Origin of the sequence: Serratia grimesii NBRC 13537 (assembly GCF_001590905.1) — a bacterium.
GTDB lineage: Bacteria > Pseudomonadota > Gammaproteobacteria > Enterobacterales > Enterobacteriaceae > Serratia > Serratia grimesii.
Window position 1 is genome coordinate 252,487 of record NZ_BCTT01000006.1, and the last position, 17,090, is coordinate 269,576.

The 17,090-nt window shown below is 50.8% G+C and carries 15 protein-coding genes; 10 read left to right on the forward strand and 5 right to left on the reverse strand.

The features are described from left to right. Position 1 precedes the first annotated feature (1 nt). A complete protein-coding gene (locus SGR01S_RS07870) occupies positions 2 to 715 on the reverse strand; it encodes a response regulator transcription factor (protein WP_061807047.1) in 714 nt (237 codons plus the stop codon). A 150-nt stretch (positions 716 to 865) separates the two neighbouring features. Here SGR01S_RS07870 and SGR01S_RS07875 point away from each other — a divergent pair, with 150 nt between their 5' ends. The 4 genes from SGR01S_RS07875 (at position 866) to SGR01S_RS07890 (ending at position 2,939) form a co-directional block, all read left to right on the forward strand. Continuing rightward, positions 866 to 1,477: a cytochrome b/b6 domain-containing protein gene (locus SGR01S_RS07875; RefSeq protein ID WP_061807048.1), complete on the forward strand. Its 612-nt coding sequence runs from the start codon at positions 866 to 868 to the stop codon at positions 1,475 to 1,477. A 10-nt stretch (positions 1,478 to 1,487) separates the two neighbouring features. After that, entirely contained in the window at positions 1,488 to 2,276 is a 789-nt protein-coding gene (locus SGR01S_RS07880; protein ID WP_061807049.1) for a molybdopterin-dependent oxidoreductase, read from the forward strand. A gap of 61 nt (positions 2,277 to 2,337) precedes the next feature. After that, complete coding sequence (locus SGR01S_RS07885) at positions 2,338 to 2,628, forward strand: pentapeptide MXKDX repeat protein (protein ID WP_061807050.1); 291 nt, start codon at positions 2,338 to 2,340, stop codon at positions 2,626 to 2,628. Positions 2,629 to 2,690: 62 nt separating this feature from the next. Continuing rightward, a complete protein-coding gene (locus SGR01S_RS07890; RefSeq protein ID WP_037424552.1) occupies positions 2,691 to 2,939 on the forward strand; it encodes a YdgH/BhsA/McbA-like domain containing protein in 249 nt (82 codons plus the stop codon). 76 nt (positions 2,940 to 3,015) lie between these two features. Here SGR01S_RS07890 and SGR01S_RS07895 read toward each other — a convergent pair whose 3' ends face one another. Beyond that, positions 3,016 to 5,055: a choline transporter gene (locus SGR01S_RS07895; RefSeq protein WP_037424554.1), complete on the reverse strand. Its 2,040-nt coding sequence runs from the start codon at positions 5,053 to 5,055 to the stop codon at positions 3,016 to 3,018. 413 nt (positions 5,056 to 5,468) lie between these two features. On the opposite strand from SGR01S_RS07895, the gene betI reads away from it, so the two are divergent. The 3 genes from betI (at position 5,469) to betA (ending at position 9,423) form a co-directional block, all read left to right on the forward strand. After that, complete coding sequence (gene betI, locus SGR01S_RS07900) at positions 5,469 to 6,065, forward strand: transcriptional regulator BetI (RefSeq protein WP_061807051.1); 597 nt, start codon at positions 5,469 to 5,471, stop codon at positions 6,063 to 6,065. A gap of 20 nt (positions 6,066 to 6,085) precedes the next feature. Continuing rightward, positions 6,086 to 7,558 (forward strand): betaine-aldehyde dehydrogenase, encoded by a 1,473-nt coding sequence (gene betB / locus SGR01S_RS07905; protein WP_061807052.1) that lies wholly within the window; start codon positions 6,086 to 6,088, stop codon positions 7,556 to 7,558. Between the two features lie 197 nt (positions 7,559 to 7,755). Next, positions 7,756 to 9,423 carry a choline dehydrogenase gene (betA, locus tag SGR01S_RS07910; RefSeq protein WP_037424560.1) on the forward strand — a complete coding sequence of 556 codons (1,668 nt, stop codon included), beginning with the start codon at positions 7,756 to 7,758 and terminating at the stop codon, positions 9,421 to 9,423. Positions 9,424 to 9,564: 141 nt separating this feature from the next. Here the strand turns inward: betA and SGR01S_RS07915 are convergent, their stop codons facing one another. The 3 genes from SGR01S_RS07915 to SGR01S_RS07925 all read right to left on the reverse strand — a co-directional run bounded on the left by SGR01S_RS07915 (position 9,565) and on the right by SGR01S_RS07925 (position 12,690). After that, positions 9,565 to 11,187: an FMN-binding glutamate synthase family protein gene (locus tag SGR01S_RS07915; RefSeq protein ID WP_061807053.1), complete on the reverse strand. Its 1,623-nt coding sequence runs from the start codon at positions 11,185 to 11,187 to the stop codon at positions 9,565 to 9,567. 173 nt (positions 11,188 to 11,360) lie between these two features. Beyond that, the gene (locus SGR01S_RS07920; RefSeq protein WP_061807054.1) at positions 11,361 to 11,951 is read right to left on the reverse strand and encodes a LuxR family transcriptional regulator; all 591 of its coding nucleotides are present in this window, start codon (positions 11,949 to 11,951) and stop codon (positions 11,361 to 11,363) included. 22 nt (positions 11,952 to 11,973) lie between these two features. After that, positions 11,974 to 12,690 (reverse strand): EAL domain-containing protein, encoded by a 717-nt coding sequence (locus SGR01S_RS07925; RefSeq protein WP_037424564.1) that lies wholly within the window; start codon positions 12,688 to 12,690, stop codon positions 11,974 to 11,976. 515 nt (positions 12,691 to 13,205) lie between these two features. Between SGR01S_RS07925 and SGR01S_RS07930 the strand changes: the two genes are divergently transcribed. Genes SGR01S_RS07930 through SGR01S_RS07940 form a run of 3 tightly spaced genes read left to right on the forward strand, consistent with a single transcriptional unit; the run spans position 13,206 to position 17,088 of the window. Next, positions 13,206 to 13,745: a fimbrial protein gene (locus SGR01S_RS07930; RefSeq protein WP_061807055.1), complete on the forward strand. Its 540-nt coding sequence runs from the start codon at positions 13,206 to 13,208 to the stop codon at positions 13,743 to 13,745. Positions 13,746 to 13,794: 49 nt separating this feature from the next. Then, on the forward strand, positions 13,795 to 14,481 hold the full coding sequence (locus tag SGR01S_RS07935) for a fimbrial biogenesis chaperone (RefSeq protein WP_037424568.1): 687 nt from the start codon (positions 13,795 to 13,797) through the stop codon (positions 14,479 to 14,481). 12 nt (positions 14,482 to 14,493) lie between these two features. Beyond that, positions 14,494 to 17,088 (forward strand): fimbria/pilus outer membrane usher protein, encoded by a 2,595-nt coding sequence (locus SGR01S_RS07940; RefSeq protein WP_037424570.1) that lies wholly within the window; start codon positions 14,494 to 14,496, stop codon positions 17,086 to 17,088. Positions 17,089 to 17,090 lie beyond the last annotated feature (2 nt).

Consider the following 17,090-nt stretch of genomic DNA (forward strand, 5'->3'; position numbering starts at 1 on the left):
TTCACTCTTGCGGCGTTGCCGCGAATTTATAGCCCATACCCCACACAGTGAGGATGCGCTCGGGTTCCGCCGGGTTGGTTTCGATCTTGATACGCAGCCGGTTGATATGAGTATTCACGGTGTGCTCATAACCCTCGTGCTGGTAGCCCCACACCTGATTGAGCAGGCTAAGGCGAGAAAAGACTTTGCCGGGGTGCTTGGCAAAAAAATACAACAGGTCAAATTCACGTGGGGTCAGATCGATTGCCTGTTGATTCAAATGCACCTCACGCGCAATCGGATCGATGATTAACCCGTCAAAACTCAGCGTACCGGCATCCATCTTCAAATTACGACTCATCGCTTCCTGACGGCGAAACAGTGCTTTGACCCTGGCCACCAGTTCCAACATTGAAAAAGGTTTGGCGAGATAGTCGTCAGCCCCCAGCTCCAACCCGAGCACGCGGTGTACTTCGCTTGATCGCGCGCTGGTGATAATGATCGGCGTGTAACGCGTCATATTGCGTGCACGACGGCAGATCTCCAGCCCATCAATCCCAGGCAGCATCAGATCGAGGATCAGCGCATCCCAACCACCTTGTTCCAACATCGCCATACCCAGATTGCCATCGGCGGCATGGCTGATGTCATAGCCTTCGTCACGCAGATGTAATTGCAGCAGCTCCGCGATATTACCGTCATCCTCGACGATTAAAATTTTCTTTGGCTTTTCCATTCTTCTCACCGCTGATTGCCAGACCTTATTGAAGTCTACACAACCCCTGTAGTCGGAGTTATCACATTTTATTTAACTTTACGTGAGGTCTTGGGGAACAAATCAGTTGGATACTCAAGTCATCGAAATCACACCGTCTGGAGAGGCATCATGGCTATGTCCATTACGCCGGATAAACCCGAGTTGATTCATCCGCTGTGGCTGCGTTTGACGCACTGGCTGAATGCGCTGGCGATGCTGATCATGGTGACCAGCGGCTGGCGCATCTACAACGCCTCACCCTTGTTTAACTTCAGCTTTATGAACGAGCTGACGCTGGGCGGTTGGTTGGGAGGCGCGTTGCAGTGGCATTTTGCCGGTATGTGGCTGTTTGGGATTAATGGCTTGTGTTATCTGCTGATTAATCTGTTCAGTGGTCGCCTGAAACGCAAATTTTGGCCACTCAGCCCAAAAGCCTTGCTGAGTGATCTGTTTGCAGCGTTGCGGGGCAAGCTTGGGCACAGCGATTTACGGCATTACAACATGGTGCAACGAGCGGCTTATCTGTTTGTCATGATTGCTGGCGTGGTGATGGTGCTCTCTGGCTTGGTGTTGTGGAAGTCGGTGCAATTTCCGTTGCTGCGTGAGCTGCTCGGTGGCTATGACGCGGCACGCTATATCCACTTTTTTGCCATGTCAGGGCTGGTGGGTTTTGTACTGGTGCATTTGGTGATGGTGGCGTTGGTGCCACGCACGCTGTTGGCCATGTTGCGTGGACGTTAAGGAGAGCGTGATGAAAGCGGAAAAACAACCGATCAGTCTAAGCGAAGGGCGGGAGATCGTGAAAGAAGCGCAGCAATTGCTGGCACGCCAACTGGCGTCATCTTCGCGCCGCCGTTTCCTGCGTAATGGGCTGACACTCGGTGGTATCGCGATGCTCACCGGCTGTGACATCAGCAGCAATGCCAATGTGGAACAAGCGCTGAATCGTATCTCTCGGTTTAACGATCGGGTACAGGGTTGGCTGTTCAATGCCGACCATTTAGCACCTGTATATGCCGAGTCGATGATCACTCGTCCGTTTCCCTTTAACGCGTTTTACGCCGAGGAAGATGCACCAGATATTAATGGTGACGACTACCGGTTGGAGGTCAGTGGCTTGGTGTTGAATAAACAGCCCTGGACACTGCCGCAATTGCACAAAATGACACAAATCAGCCAAGTGACGCGCCATATCTGTGTTGAAGGTTGGAGTGCTATCGGTAAGTGGGGCGGGGTGCCATTTGCACAATTCCTTCAGGCGATCGGCGCGGATCTAAGTGCCAAGTATGTGAGCTTTAAATGCGCCGACGATTACTACACCAGCATCGATATGGCCACGGCGCTGCATCCGCAAACCATTATGGCACTGACCTATGACGGCCAGATCCTGCCGCGTAAATACGGCTACCCGATGAAGCTGCGTATGCCGACCAAGCTTGGCTATAAGAATCCGAAACATATTCAGGTGATTGAAGTCACCAATCGCTTCCCAGGCGGTTACTGGGAAGATCAAGGTTACAACTGGTTTGGTGGCAGTTGAAGGCTGTCCTAAACAATCCCACTGCACGACATGTGCTTTTTAAATGAGAGAAGGAAATACCATGAAAAAGTTATTCGCAATGATGATGTGTAGCGCATTGATGTTGGGCGTCGCAGGTGCAAATGCTGCAGATAGCATGAGCAAAGACGCAATGAAAAAGGACAGTATGAGCGCAATGTCCCATGACGGGATGGCGAAAGATGGCATGAAAAAAGACTGCATGGGCAAGGACTGCATGAAGAAAGACTCTATGAATAAGGATGCAATGAAACATGACAGCATGAAGAAAGACAGCATGGCCAAAGACGGCATGAAAAAAGATGAAATGAAAAAAGACGCGATGGGGCAGTAAATTCCGCGCCAACTCCGGCGGCTCGGGTCGCCGGCCTTTTCAGCAATAACGAGGTGTTTATCATGAGAAACCTTATCCTGGCCGTGGTATTGGCCTGCATCAGCGGGGCTGCACTGGCAGCAACACCGGTAACAGCAGAAAACGCCCAGCAACTGCAAAAAATTGGCGTAGTTTCCAGTCAGGCATCAACATTAAATGACTTTGAACAGTCAATAGCTGCCGATGCCAAACAACAAGGGGCTAGCAGCTATCGCATCACTTCGGTCACCGTCAACAATCATGTCTACGGTACGGCGGATTTGTATAAATAAGGGAAGGTAGGGTGCGATGCAGAGAACATATCCGGTGAGAAGGGGCACAGCCAAGCTGAGCCCCTTTTTTATCGAGTTACATATCCGGGAAGGTTAGGGTATTACCCGGAGCCTCGCGGTGGATATGTACAAAGTTCAGGTGTTTCTCGTACTGATCAAGGATATCGCCGATCACCTGCTCCTTGCTGTAATCCATCAGGTCATTGCCTTGGGTGCCTTCCATCAGGAAAGTTTCCAACCGGTAATAGTGCGACTTACCCGAGCGGGCGCGATAGGTAAAGCCCGGTACGGAGTAGCGTTGCGGCCAGATCTGATAGATAAAGTTCTGTTCCTCACCCAAATGCACCAGCAGTTCCAGATGGTTTAAACGCTCATCTTCGGCTGGCGGCACGTCACTGAACTCCACTTTGGCCCCGCGCAGTTCCAGCTCACGGGCGACTTCTTGCATCGCCGGGCGGCAACGGGTATCCATCATTTTCTGTGTGTATTGAGTGCCAGGATAATTCATCACCCGTGACAGGCGTTGTTTCCAGTTCAGCACGTCGGTACTGGACACAGGCATCGGTGCGGACGTGTTCAGTGCACTGGCTTTACGGTAGTCCTCCACCCGTAGCGATTTATACAGCCCGGCCATCACAAAGAAGATCACAAAGCTGAACGGCAGGCCCATGATCACGGTGGTTTTCTGCAATGCAGGTACGCCGTCGGTCATCAGCATGCCGATAGTCAACAAACCAATCGCCACTGACCAGAAGATACGCAGCCAGTTGGGGGCATCGTTATTGATGTCGCTCAGACGTGAGGTGAAATTGCCCAGCACCAGAGAACCGGAATCCGCTGAAGTCACGTAGAACAGCAAACCGGTAATCGTCGCGACGGAAGCGCTGAAGGTAAAGCCCGGATATTGTGCCAGCAGGCTGTAGAAACCGCGTTCAGGATATTGCATGACTTCCTGCGCGAAGGCAGCATTGCCGTGAATAATCTGGTAAAGCGCACTGTTACCGAAGATCGACAGCCAGAGCAGGGTAAACACGAAAGGAATAATCAACGTACCAAGCACAAATTGACGGATGGTGCGTCCGCGAGAGATTCGCGCCAGGAACAAGCCGACAAACGGCGCCCAGGCAACCCACCAGGCCCAGAAGAACAGCGTCCAGTTGTTCATCCATTCTACAGGACGATCAAAGGCGAAACTGTTGAGCGTCATCCCCATAAAGCGGTTGATATAGTCGCCGACATTGAGCACCAGGGCATTGAGCAGGAACTCAGTATCACCGAAGAACAACACAAACAGGATCAACCCCAGCGCCAACAGCACATTGAGTTCGGACAGAATACGGATGCCCTTATTGACGCCAGAGGTCACCGAAATCGTGGCCATAATCACTGAAAGCAGGATCAGTGCGCCCTGTACCGTCAGGTTTTCCGGTATGTGGAACAGCACTTTCAACCCGTAGTTCAACTGCACTACGCCAATGCCGAGAGTTGTGGCGATACCGAAAATGGTGCCCAGTACCGCAGCAATATCCACGCTGTGACCGATTGGGCCGTTGATCCGTTTACCGAAAATCGGGTACAGGGCAGAGCGGATGGTCAGCGGCAGGTTATAGCGGTAGCTGAAATAGCCGAGTGCGATACCCATCAATGCATACATCGACCAGCCGGTCAGGCCGTAGTGGAACAGCGTCCACACCATTGCCTGACGTGCAGCCTCCAATGTTTGGCCCTGACCTTCCGGGGGCATCATATATTGTGTCACCGGTTCGGCGACCGAGAAGAACATCAGATCTATGCCGATACCGGCGGCGAACAGCATAGCTGCCCAACTCATCAGGCTGAACTCAGGTTTCGACTGCTCAGGCCCGAGCTTGATCGAACCAAAGCGTGAGGCTGCGATAAACACAACAAATACGATGTACAAGGTAGCGGCCAGTAAGTAGTACCAGCCGAAGGTGGTTGACACCCAATTCAGGGTGCGGGTGATCCATCGCCCGGAGAAATCGGTAAAAAAGATGGTCATCAGTGAGAAGGCCAGTATCAGCCCTGCCGAGGTAAAGAAAACCACAGGATTAAGCCCATCCTGTTGTGGTTTTGAGGAGGTTTCGCGTGTTGTCATCGTCTTCCTCTGTTTTTTAACAACTGAGTAAAATCGTGCCCACACACCAGCCTGAACGACACGCAGGTGCCGTCCGGAAACAGTGCGGATAAAAGCCGCGGCAATCGCTATTTCGCTTGCCAAAGATTGCCGCTTTGCTTGTTAACGAAACGGAAAATCGCTTCGTGGGTGGGAACCGCTTACAGACACTGATTTTGGTCAGATTCGTTAAATACCTCACAAAAATCAGCCAGTTCCACAACCGAAAAGTACATATTTGTAACCAAGCGGTAATAAAATATATGCAATTTTTATTGAACGTTCAATCAAAAAAAAGTTTAATGGTTGGCATGAAGACCACGTTCAGCAGGCGAAAATACCGTGATATTTCGCCGCTGAGATGAGGCCGAAGTCGGTTTTGTGAGAGTCGAATTATGCCAAAGGTAGGAATGCAGCCCATCAGAAGGCAGCAGTTGATAGATGCCACGCTGGCCGCAGTAAACGAAGTCGGAATGCATGACGCCACGATTGCGCAGATAGCGCGTCGGGCGGGCGTTTCCAACGGCATCATCAGCCATTATTTCAAGGATAAGAATGGCCTGCTTGAGGCCACAATGCGCTATTTGATTAGCCATCTGGGCGAGGCGGTAAAGCTGCGGTTACAGGCGTTGAGTGACCACAGCCCGGCATCACGGCTACAGGCTATCGTTGCCGGTAATTTTGACGACAGCCAAATCAACAGCGCGGCGATGAAAACCTGGCTGGCCTTTTGGGCGAGCAGTCTGCACCAACCGCAGCTTAACCGGCTGCAACAGGTAAACGGCCGCCGTCTGTATTCCAACCTGTGTGCTGAATTTAGTCGTGTATTGCCAAAGGCAGAGGCGCGACTGGCCGCAAAAGGGCTGGCGGCGTTGATCGATGGCCTGTGGCTGCGCAGCGCATTGCGTGGTGCGGCGTTCAATCAGACACAGGCGATCGCACTCACGACCGATTACATTACGTTTCAACTCAGGGGGCACACGCCACCTTGAGGACAACCCAAGGAGAACCTATGTCCCGTTTTGGCTTACAGAAGCTCTATATTAATGGCGCCTATGTAGACAGTACCGATGGAAAAACCTTCAGCGCAGTGAACCCGGCGAATGGCGAAGTGCTTGCCGAGATCCAATCTGCCAGCGCTGAAGACGTCAACCGTGCGGTTGCCAGCGCAGCCAGCGGGCAGAAGGTATGGGCGGCAATGACAGCGATGGCGCGTTCTCGCATCTTGCGTCGTGCGGTGGATATTCTGCGTGAACGCAATGACGAACTGGCCGCGTTGGAAACACTGGATACCGGCAAGGCAATGTCAGAAACCACGGCGGTGGATATCGTCACCGGCGCCGACGTACTGGAATATTACGCGGGACTGATCCCGGCGATCGAAGGCCAGCAGATCCCGCTGCGCGACAGCGCATTTATTTATACCCGCCGTGAACCCTTGGGTGTGGTCGCCGGTATCGGTGCCTGGAACTACCCGATCCAAATTGCATTGTGGAAGTCTGCCCCCGCTCTGGCGGCAGGCAATGCGATGATCTTCAAACCGAGTGAAGTGACCTCACTGACGGCGTTGAAACTGGCGGAAATCTACACCGAAGCCGGTTTGCCTGATGGCGTATTCAACGTGGTTACCGGCAGTGGCGCAGAAGTCGGCCAGTACCTGACCGATCATCCGGGTATCGCCAAGGTGTCGTTCACTGGTGGGGTGAAAACCGGCAAAAAAGTGATGGCTAACGCCTCAAGTTCGACGTTGAAAGAAGTCACCATGGAACTGGGGGGCAAATCACCGCTGATCATCTTTGATGATGCCGATCTGGATCGCGCGGCTGATATTGCCATGATGGCCAACTTCTACAGCTCCGGCCAGGTCTGCACCAACGGTACTCGCGTATTTGTGCCGACAGCGCTACAGGCACAGTTTGAAGCCAAAATCCTCGAGCGTGTAAAACGCATTCGTCTGGGTGATCCCACCGATCCACAAACCAACTTTGGCCCATTGGTCAGCTTCGCGCATATGGAATCAGTGCTGCGCTTTATCGAGAGCGGCAAAAACAGCGGTGCACGCCTGTTGTGTGGCGGTGAACGTGTAACGGCTGGCGAATATGCCAAGGGAGCTTATGTGGCACCGACCGTCTTTACCGATTGCCGTGATGACATGGAAATCGTGCGGGAAGAGATCTTCGGACCGGTCATGAGCATTCTCAGCTATCACACCGAAGACGAAGTGGTACGTCGTGCCAACGACACGACTTTCGGTCTGGCTGCTGGACTGGTGACGAATGATTTGACCCGTGCTCACCGGGTGATCCACCAGTTGGAAGCCGGTATCTGCTGGATTAACACCTGGGGCGAATCTGCGGCGGAAATGCCGGTCGGCGGCTACAAGCAGTCCGGCGTTGGCCGTGAGAACGGCCTGACGACGCTGGAGCACTACACCCAGATCAAATCGGTGCAGGTCGAGCTGGGCGAATATATATCCATCTTTTAAACACCCCATTATCGATTAAATGCTTGTCCGGGCATCCTAAGCTATTAATCATAAAAATATATACCCAATGGATTTCAAGTCACAGCTAGGCGGCAAGTGCGGGAGTCCCCAGGAGCTTACTTAAGTAAGTGATTGGGGTGAGCGCATGCAGCCAACAACGCTGTGGCTTGAAAGACGAAGGGGATAAGGAGATATCGATGGAATACGATTACATTATCATCGGGGCCGGGTCTGCCGGTAACGTATTAGCCACCCGTTTGACCGAAGACGCGGACGTCAGCGTCCTGCTGCTGGAAGCCGGTGGCCCGGACTACCGGATGGATTTCCGTACTCAGATGCCGGCAGCGCTGGCATTTCCGTTGCAAGGCCGCCGTTATAATTGGGCATATGAAACTGACCCTGAGCCACACATGAATAATCGTCGCATGGAGTGTGGTCGTGGCAAGGGGTTGGGTGGCTCGTCACTGATTAACGGTATGTGTTATATCCGCGGCAACGCGATGGACTTTGATAACTGGGCGAAGGCTCCGGGTCTGGAAGACTGGACTTATTTGGATTGCCTGCCGTATTTCCGCAAGGCGGAAACCCGTGATATTGGACCGAATGATTTTCACGGTGGCGATGGCCCGGTGAGTGTCACTACACCGAAAGCCGGTAACAACGAATTGTTCCACGCGATGGTGGAAGCCGGTGTTCAGGCAGGTTATCCGCGCACCGAGGATCTGAACGGCTACCAGCAGGAAGGCTTTGGCCCGATGGATCGCACGGTTACACCGAAAGGCCGTCGTGCCAGTACTGCTCGAGGCTATCTGGATCAGGCGCGTTCTCGCGCTAATCTGAAGATTGTGACTCACGCGCTTACCGATCGCATCCGTTTCGACGGCAAACGTGCGGTCGGGGTCGATTATTTGCAGGGGGAGAGCAACCAGATCATCAGCGCGGGTGCGCGTCGAGAAGTATTGTTGTGTGCCGGTGCGATTGCTTCACCGCAGATCTTGCAGCGCTCCGGCGTGGGTCCTGCGTCGTTGCTGAACCGTCTGGATATTAATCTGGTGCATGATTTACCTGGCGTGGGTGAGAACTTGCAGGATCATCTGGAAATGTACCTGCAATACGCGTGCAAAAAACCGGTGTCGTTGTACCCGGCGTTACAGTGGTTTAACCAACCGAAAATTGGTGCAGAATGGCTGTTCAACGGGACCGGCATTGGTGCCAGCAACCAATTTGAAGCGGGTGGCTTTATCCGTAGCCGTGAAGAGTTCGCGTGGCCGAACATTCAGTACCATTTCTTGCCGGTAGCAATTAACTACAACGGCAGCAATGCGGTGAAAGAGCATGGTTTCCAGGCGCATGTTGGCTCGATGCGTTCCCCAAGCCGTGGCCGTGTGCAGGTGAAATCAAAAGATCCGCGCCAGCACCCTAGCATCTTGTTCAACTATATGGCGACCGAGCAGGACTGGCAGGAATTCCGCGACGCTATTCGCATCACGCGCGAAATCATGGCGCAGCCGGCACTGGATGAATACCGTGGCCGTGAAATCAGCCCGGGGCCGGAAGTCCAGACCGACGAACAGTTGGACGCTTTTGTGCGTGAACATGCCGAAACCGCTTTCCATCCTTCCTGCTCATGCAAAATGGGTGAAGACGAGATGGCCGTAGTGGATGGACAGGGGCGAGTGCACGGTATGGAAGGGCTGCGGGTTGTCGATGCGTCAATTATGCCGCTGATCATTACCGGCAACCTGAATGCCACCACCATCATGATTGCTGAGAAAATTGCTGATCGCATCCGTCAGCGCACGCCGCTGCCACGAAGTACTGCCGAGTATTACGTGGCTGGCGACGCCCCGGTGCGCAAGCTGTAATCCAACATGTCCTCTCGCCGCTGAAGGGAAGGGCTGCTGTAGCAAGCAACCCCCTCTCCAAGGCTCTTCCCCGAGGCGGGGGGCACCTCATACCTGTCATTCTTCTCGCTGCAACTTGTATGCTGTGACGTATAAGTCTGCTTAAGCCGGCAGGGAGATCGCCTGATCAAAACTGTTTGGTGTCGCCATACGCCACATGCGCGCATAGAAATCACTTTCTATCTCTTTTTGCAGTAACGCACCTGGTTCCAGATAGTAATAGATGTCGGCATAAACCTTTATTTCGGTTGAGGTAATGCGGCGTAACATATGGTGCGATGTGAGCTGTTCCGGTCGACTGACCCCGGCCGCCGCCAGCATTTCTGCCAGTGCTTTCACGGTATTTTGGTGGAAATGGTAAACGCGCTCTGCTTTGTTCGGGACCACCAAGGCTTTCTGCCGTAGTGGATCTTGGGTAGCAACACCGGTTGGGCAATGGTTGGTATGGCAACTCTGTGATTGAATACAACCGACGGCAAACATAAAGCCACGTGCTGAATTCACCCAATCGGCACCCAACACCAATACACTGGCGATATCAAAGGCGCTGATGATTTTGCCGCTGGCACCTATCTTGATTTGGTCACGTAGTCCGCAGCCTACCAGGGTGTTGTGCACGAACAACAACCCTTCGCGCAGCGGCATACCCATGTAGTTGGATAACTCGAGCGGCGCGGCACCGGTACCGCCTTCTTTGCCGTCCACCACGATAAAGTCTGGCAATATTTGGGTTTGCAACATCGCTTTGGCGATGGCGACAAATTCCCATGGATGGCCGATACACAACTTGAAGCCCACGGGTTTGCCGCCGGACAATTCACGCAACTGTTGGATGAAGTGCATCATTTCCACAGGCGTGGAGAAGGCGCTGTGTGACGCTGGCGAAATGCAGTCAACCCCTTCAGGCACACCTCGCGTTGCTGCAATTTCTGCATCCACTTTTTTAGCCGGAAGAATACCGCCATGCCCCGGTTTTGCCCCTTGGCTAAGTTTGATTTCAATCATTTTCACCTGTGGGGTTTTAGCCTGCTCGGCGAAGCGTTGTGGATCAAAATGGCCGTCTGCGGTGCGGCAGCCGAAATAACCACTTCCCAGTTCCCACACTAAATCGCCACCATTTTCACGGTGATAGCGGCTGATGCTGCCTTCGCCGGTGTCATGGTAGAAATTTCCTTTTGCTGCTCCCAGATTGAGTGCACGAATAGCGTTGGCCGACAGTGCGCCGAAACTCATGGCCGAGATATTAAAAATTGAGGCGGAGTAGGGTTGGCTGCAATCCGGGCCGCCGATCGCGACGCGAAAACTGGTTGGATCGGATACGGCGACAGGCCGCATAGAGTGGCCAATGCATTCGTAACCGGTTTGATAAACGTCTAACTGAGTTCCAAAGGGCTTGTCACCCATCTCATTTTTGGCACGACGGTAGACCAGTGTGCGCTGGGTGCGTGAGAACGGGATCTGCGCGTTATCTTCTTCCAATAAGTACTGGCGTATTTCTGGTCGAATAAATTCGAAGAAAAAACGCAAACGGCCGATGATTGGGTAGTTACGGCAGATAGCATGGCGTTGTTGGGTGAGGTCATAAATACCCAATACGCTCAGTGCACCAAAAATGATTGTCGATAGCCAAAACCAGGGCTGGTGGGGTAATAGCGCCAATGACGCCAGCGTCAGCAAGATACTCAAGACAAAGCAGGTATAACGGCTGAATAACGATGACTTCATAACATCTCCTGATGTTTTTTTAATCCAGACGACATGACTCTCGGGATAATCCCGTGAGTGAATCGTAACCAATAGGCAGGAGTGTTATGTGGCTGTTGCTGCTTTGTCGTTCGTTGTTACATAAATTTAACGAGGTGGAGAGTATTCAGGCCGCCGAGTGGCGGCCTGAAGGATCACTTGCTGGCGACAAAAATCGTGCTCATGCTACGCAGTCGCAGTTTTTTCATCGCACTGTATTTCTGCGAGAAAATCGTTTTGGGGTGAGTACCACGCTTTTGAGCAATATGCAGCAGGCTGTCACCGCGCAGCAGATTGAAGATAACATCACTTTCTGCCGGGCTAAGCTCCCGGGTTTTCTGCATTTTTATCCCACCAGGCTCTTTGCTTTCCAACAGGTTTTGTATTTTTTCCTGTAACGAATAAAGTGGAATACGTGTAGAGACCAATTCAACCGAGATCCCCAGGATCGACAACAGCTTTACAACACGCTCGTCGTCATAAAAAACCAGCAGGCGCGTTTTAGAGTTGTATTGCTGATGAAGAGATACAAGGCTTTCGATGACGTTGACACTTTGTTCCAGATTTTGTGAGGTGAAGATCAGCGCGATATCGTGCTTAATTATTTTCTCCGCCTTAGCTCCGCCATGCATAAAATCCGAAAACAGTCTGATATCGTACTTGCCGTAATGTTTTTTCAGTAACACCGAAAGGCCGACATAGCTGTACTTACACTCACTAATAACAAGGACATTGTTTTTAGACATAATGGCAAACACCCATAATGAGTTAAAAGTATTCAGCTGTAAGAAGCGAGTTCAAATCCTTGATGTCGGATTCCTTCCACAGCTTTCCCTGCAGTGCGTAATATGGCATCTCATCCAGCCATTTTTTATGTTCGGGAGTTTCTACTCCTTCGATAATTACCTTGTAATGATTAAGGTAAAAAAAGCGCAATAAAGCGCGCATTAAACCGTCGCCACCGGACTTCTTCATAAAGTCCCATAATAAAAAGCGGTCGAGTTTAACGAATCGGAACTGGCTGTTATACAACGCGGAAAAACCCGCATAGCCAGAACCAAAATCATCGAGCCAAAATGAATAGCTCTTCAGTGAGGGATCGCCATGAACACGGTCCTTTACCAACCGAGTTGAGTTCTCACTGATTTCGAAATGAATACATCTTGTGGCACTAATTCTTTCTGCAAAATGGCTATTAGCCAGGGAGCGAAGAGAATGGTCGTCTACATTTAATGTGGCGATCACCTGATTTTCACGAAACCAGTGATTATATTTCTCTATCAGACTGACCTGATCTAACAAAATCTCAATTCGAGTTGCGCTATCAGCAGTACGAAAGAACTGTTCAGGAGAGAAATGCGCATATTCACTATTAAAAGTGAATCGTGATAGACACTCAACGGCCAGCAATTGTCCGGATTTTGCGAACATAGGCTGGAAAACATAATTAATTCCGTTATTTTTCTCTCTAAAAGAACCGCGCATTCCTCAATCCTTTGATTGACGTACAACTGTTTGTTTTTTAAAAGTAATTTAATGAGATTTGGCTATTTATAGGTAAATATCTTATTTAAAGCAGCCAAGAAGTGCAATGCCGCTTACAGACCATCAAAGGTTCGTTTTGTCGCGAAGTCTAAAGCGCTCAAAAGGTAACAAAATGTAAATATACGGAATAATATACTGATAATCAGGTCTTAAGACAAAATGACTGACTGCATGGCTTTCCAAAACACAGATTATTCCTATTCGATTGAATCGTCAACATCGATCGATAGGTATTTGTTGATAGTTTATTCCTATCAAGAGGGGGGTTATGAATGTTTTAAACGATTTAACAATAAGAATGCCGTTGGTCTATATTTCGTCCGGCAATGGGTTCATCGAGGCAACACTCCTTTTAAGCAAGGAGTGCTATCGCTGAGTGTATGCTCAGTGCCGGGGATTAATATATTCGTCTGTCACTGAATCGATTATTTTATTGTTTTTCTATGGAGCTGGAAATGAAAAAAGTATTATTGCCTTTGGCTGCGCTGGTATTGTCTGTAACTGCTTCTAACGCAATGGCTGCGAACGGCACTGTTAAATTCACCGGTGAAATCAAACAGTCTACCTGCCAGGTAACTAGCGATACTCAAAATAAAGAAGTTTATTTGGGTACTTATCCTACTTCTGCATTCCAAAATGTTGGTGATAAGTCTGCATCTAAAGCTTTCCAGATCTCTCTGGGAAAATGTGATGCTGGCGATTACAGCCTGCGTTTCGACGGTAACACTGTTGCTGGCAACCCTGACCTGCTGTCTGTAAGCAACGTTGGCGGCACTGGTACAGCGGCTACCGGTGTTGGTATCGAAATTACCGACAACAATGGCAAGCCTTTCGCTATCGGCGATGGCAGCAACATCAATGACGACGTAGCTAAAGTGAGCGTTGATGCTGCCGGTACCGCGACCTTCAACCTGCAGGCTCGCTACCGTTCATTCGCTGGTGTGACCGCTGGTCTGGCAAACGCCACCAGCCCGTTCACCATCGAATACAAATAATTGATCTTTTAGGACATAAACGGCCAAGGATGGCCCGTAGAGGAAACCGATGAAAAAGTTCTTTGCTGCTCTGCTGATGCTGGGCACTTTTAGCAGCTACGCCGGGATCCAGGTAGATGCCACCCGGGTAATCTATAAAGGCTCAGATAAATCAGCCTCGTTGCCGATTCATAATGATGCTGCTGAAGCTTATATGGTGCAAACCTGGTTGGATACTGGCGATAGAAATCAGGTGCCGAAAAATCTGCCCATTGTAGTCGTTCCACCGATCCTGAAACTGGATGCGACAAAAACCGCTATTTTACGCTTTATTTATTCCGGCACTGGTCTTCCACAAGATAAAGAAACTTTGCTGTGGATTAACGTGCAGGAAATACCACCCGCACCGAAGCAGGCGAATGTGCTTCAGGTTGCAGTGCGTACTCGAATTAAACTTTTTTATCGACCGGTGGCGTTGAAAACGACGCTGGACGAGCAAGTGCAAAAATTACGCTGGCAGCGTGAAGGTTCGCGTTTACAGGTGATTAACGATGGCCCTCTGCATATTACCTTTGGGGCGCTACATTTGAAAAATAGCGCAGGTAAGACCGTGGATGTGGATGCCAACATGGTGAGTCCAGGTGATCGCCTTGCGATCAACATCCCAGCAGGCGTCAGCGTGAGTAATAAAATTTCGTTCAGTTATATCAATGATTTTGGCGGTAGAACGGAAGTCAAGGACGTTCCAGTACAATAAGAGAGACAGGGAATGGCACATCAACGAAAAGTAGCATGCGGAACGACACGGCTGACACAGTTGATCCGGATTGCAATCATCGCCGCCGCCGCGCCGATGTTATGGAGTGAAGCAGCGCTGGCAGAATTTAACATGTCGTTTGTACACGGCAATGAAAACTTGAGTAACGCCGAAGCTGTGGCTCAGGGTGATGCTTTGCAACCGGGCGTCTATCCATTTGATATCTATGTCAACTTGACCCAAGTCGATCATAAAGATGTTACTTTTCGTCAGGAAAAAGGGCAGGCTGCGTCTCAGCCTTGCCTTAAAGTTGAAGACCTGCTGAATTACGGTATTAAACTGCCGGAAACCCTGCCCGCAGGCAGCTGTGTTGATTTACCTGCGGTGATTAAAGACGCCACTGTTAGTTATGATGCAGGGGTGCAGCAAATTAATATTTCTGTACCACAGACCATGATGGATTTGAGCGCTGTAGGTGCAATTCCATCTAGCATGTACGATGAAGGCATTAATGCCCTGTTCGCCAACTATACTTTCAATTACAACAAGAACAGCTATCGCCGCGATGACGCAGATGACAGTGAATATACTTTCCTGTCACTGAACAGTGGCCTCAACGTGGGAAGATGGCGCTTGCGCAATAACTCCACGTTGGATAAGCAAAGCGGCAGCGGTGCAAACTGGACTAACCTCTCGTCTTGGGCGGAAACTGACATTGCGCCATGGCGCAGCCGTTTGATCATGGGTCAGGCCAGTACTAATAACAATGTGTTTAACAGTTTTCAGTTCCGTGGTGTTCAGCTCTCCAGTGTAGACGACATGCTGCCTGACAGCTTGCGCGGTTATGCGCCAGTGGTTCGCGGCATAGCGGCAACCAATGCTCGCGTAGAGATCCGCCAAAACGGTTACGTCATTTACAGTACTAACGTGGCGCCGGGTCCTTTTGAGATCCACGATGTTTATCCGCATACTAACAACGGCGACTTGATTGTTACCGTGAATGAAGCCGATGGTTCCCATAAAACCTTCAGCGTAGCCTATTCATCCGTGGCAAATATGCTGCGTGAAGGCATTTGGAACTTCCAACTGACGGCCGGTAAGTATCACAATGGCAATGGTGGCTATCAGCCTAATTTGATCCAGGGTACGTTGGCACGTGGTTTGAACTATGGCCTGACGCCTTTTGGCGGGGTGGTTATGGCTGAGCACTATCGCTCCGCTGCTTTGGGCGTAGGTAAAAGCCTGGGGTCATGGGGTGCAGTGTCGGTTGACGGTTCTATTTCAGATACTGAACTGGCTAATGGTGATCGTAAACAAGGCCAGAGCTTCCGCTTCCTATATTCCAAATCGCTTAACCAGATGGGAACCAACTTCCAACTGGCGGGCTATCGCTATGCCACTTCGGGCTATTACGATCTCAGCGACGCAGTTGAAGAGCGTAATCGCTGGCGCAATGGTGTTTACGCGAATGATTACTGGGATCCGAATGATTTGCAGCCGGGACAGCCATCCTGGAGCAATAACCAGAAGCGAACGCGTTACACTGCTCGCTATGGTAACAAACGTGAACGTGTTGAATTGTCGCTCAGCCAACAATTGTGGGCTGGTGCCAGTTTATATGCCAACGTTAGCCATCAGAACTACTGGGGCGTTTCCGGTAACGATCGCACCATTCAAATGGGCTATAACGATGGCTACAAACGTATTTCCTACGGTGTGTATCTGCAAGATACCCGTGGTCAATATGGTTATTCCGATCGCAGCGTAAACTTCACCGTTTCGGTACCGCTGGATTGGGGTCAGAACAATAATTCGACCACTGCCAACTTCAGTGCAGCGCACAGTAAACAGAGTGGCGACAGCTATTCCACTGGCATCAGTGGAACCATGCTGGACGATCGTCGTATGAACTACTCGGTGTCTACTGGGCATACGCAGTCTTCGGGACAGAATAGCAACCTGAACCTGGGTTACAGCAGTAGCATCGGTAATATCGACGGTAGTTACGCTTATAGCAATAACTATCGCCAAGCGGGACTTGGCCTGTCCGGTGGTCTGTTGGTGCACTCTGGTGGTGCAACCTTAACGCAACCATTGCAGAACACAATTTTGCTGGTAGAAGCCAAAGACGCCAAAGGCGTACGCCTGGAAAACCAACCGGGTGTGACGATCGACCGTTTCGGTTATGCAGTGGTGCCATCGGCTAACCCGTATCGCTACAACTATGTTGCTTTGCGTACCGAAGACTTTGGGCCAGGACTGGATGTGCCGATCGCCAGTAAGCAAGTGGTTCCGACAGAAAAATCAGTGGTGAAAGTTACCTTTGATACCTTCAAAGGGGTCAGCCTGTTGATTCATGCACGCCTTGGGGAAGATAACTTCCCAGCGATTGGTGCTGGCGTGTTTAATGAAGATGGCCGGAACAGCGGTACTGTGGGTCTCAATGGCGACACTTATGTTTCCGGTGTAAAACCGGGTGAAAAACTGACAATTAAATGGGGCCCGAAAGCCGATCAGCAGTGCGTACTGCAGATTCCAGCCAGTGTGGGTAATCAACAAGCTGCTATGGGATATCAGGAACTGACCCTGCAATGCCAAAAACTCTAAGG

Coding starts and splice junctions, on each gene's coding strand:
- SGR01S_RS07940 (WP_037424570.1), top strand. CDS start 14,494: ATGGCACATCAACGAAAAGTAGCATGCGGAACGACACGGCTGACACAG.
- SGR01S_RS07930 (WP_061807055.1), top strand. CDS start 13,206: ATGAAAAAAGTATTATTGCCTTTGGCTGCGCTGGTATTGTCTGTAACT.
- betI (WP_061807051.1), top strand. CDS start 5,469: ATGCCAAAGGTAGGAATGCAGCCCATCAGAAGGCAGCAGTTGATAGAT.
- betA (WP_037424560.1), top strand. CDS start 7,756: ATGGAATACGATTACATTATCATCGGGGCCGGGTCTGCCGGTAACGTA.
- SGR01S_RS07890 (WP_037424552.1), top strand. CDS start 2,691: ATGAGAAACCTTATCCTGGCCGTGGTATTGGCCTGCATCAGCGGGGCT.
- SGR01S_RS07920 (WP_061807054.1), bottom strand. CDS start 11,951: ATGTCTAAAAACAATGTCCTTGTTATTAGTGAGTGTAAGTACAGCTAT.
- SGR01S_RS07935 (WP_037424568.1), top strand. CDS start 13,795: ATGAAAAAGTTCTTTGCTGCTCTGCTGATGCTGGGCACTTTTAGCAGC.
- SGR01S_RS07870 (WP_061807047.1), bottom strand. CDS start 715: ATGGAAAAGCCAAAGAAAATTTTAATCGTCGAGGATGACGGTAATATC.
- SGR01S_RS07925 (WP_037424564.1), bottom strand. CDS start 12,690: ATGCGCGGTTCTTTTAGAGAGAAAAATAACGGAATTAATTATGTTTTC.
- SGR01S_RS07880 (WP_061807049.1), top strand. CDS start 1,488: ATGAAAGCGGAAAAACAACCGATCAGTCTAAGCGAAGGGCGGGAGATC.
- SGR01S_RS07875 (WP_061807048.1), top strand. CDS start 866: ATGGCTATGTCCATTACGCCGGATAAACCCGAGTTGATTCATCCGCTG.
- SGR01S_RS07885 (WP_061807050.1), top strand. CDS start 2,338: ATGAAAAAGTTATTCGCAATGATGATGTGTAGCGCATTGATGTTGGGC.
- SGR01S_RS07915 (WP_061807053.1), bottom strand. CDS start 11,187: ATGAAGTCATCGTTATTCAGCCGTTATACCTGCTTTGTCTTGAGTATC.
- SGR01S_RS07895 (WP_037424554.1), bottom strand. CDS start 5,055: ATGACAACACGCGAAACCTCCTCAAAACCACAACAGGATGGGCTTAAT.
- betB (WP_061807052.1), top strand. CDS start 6,086: ATGTCCCGTTTTGGCTTACAGAAGCTCTATATTAATGGCGCCTATGTA.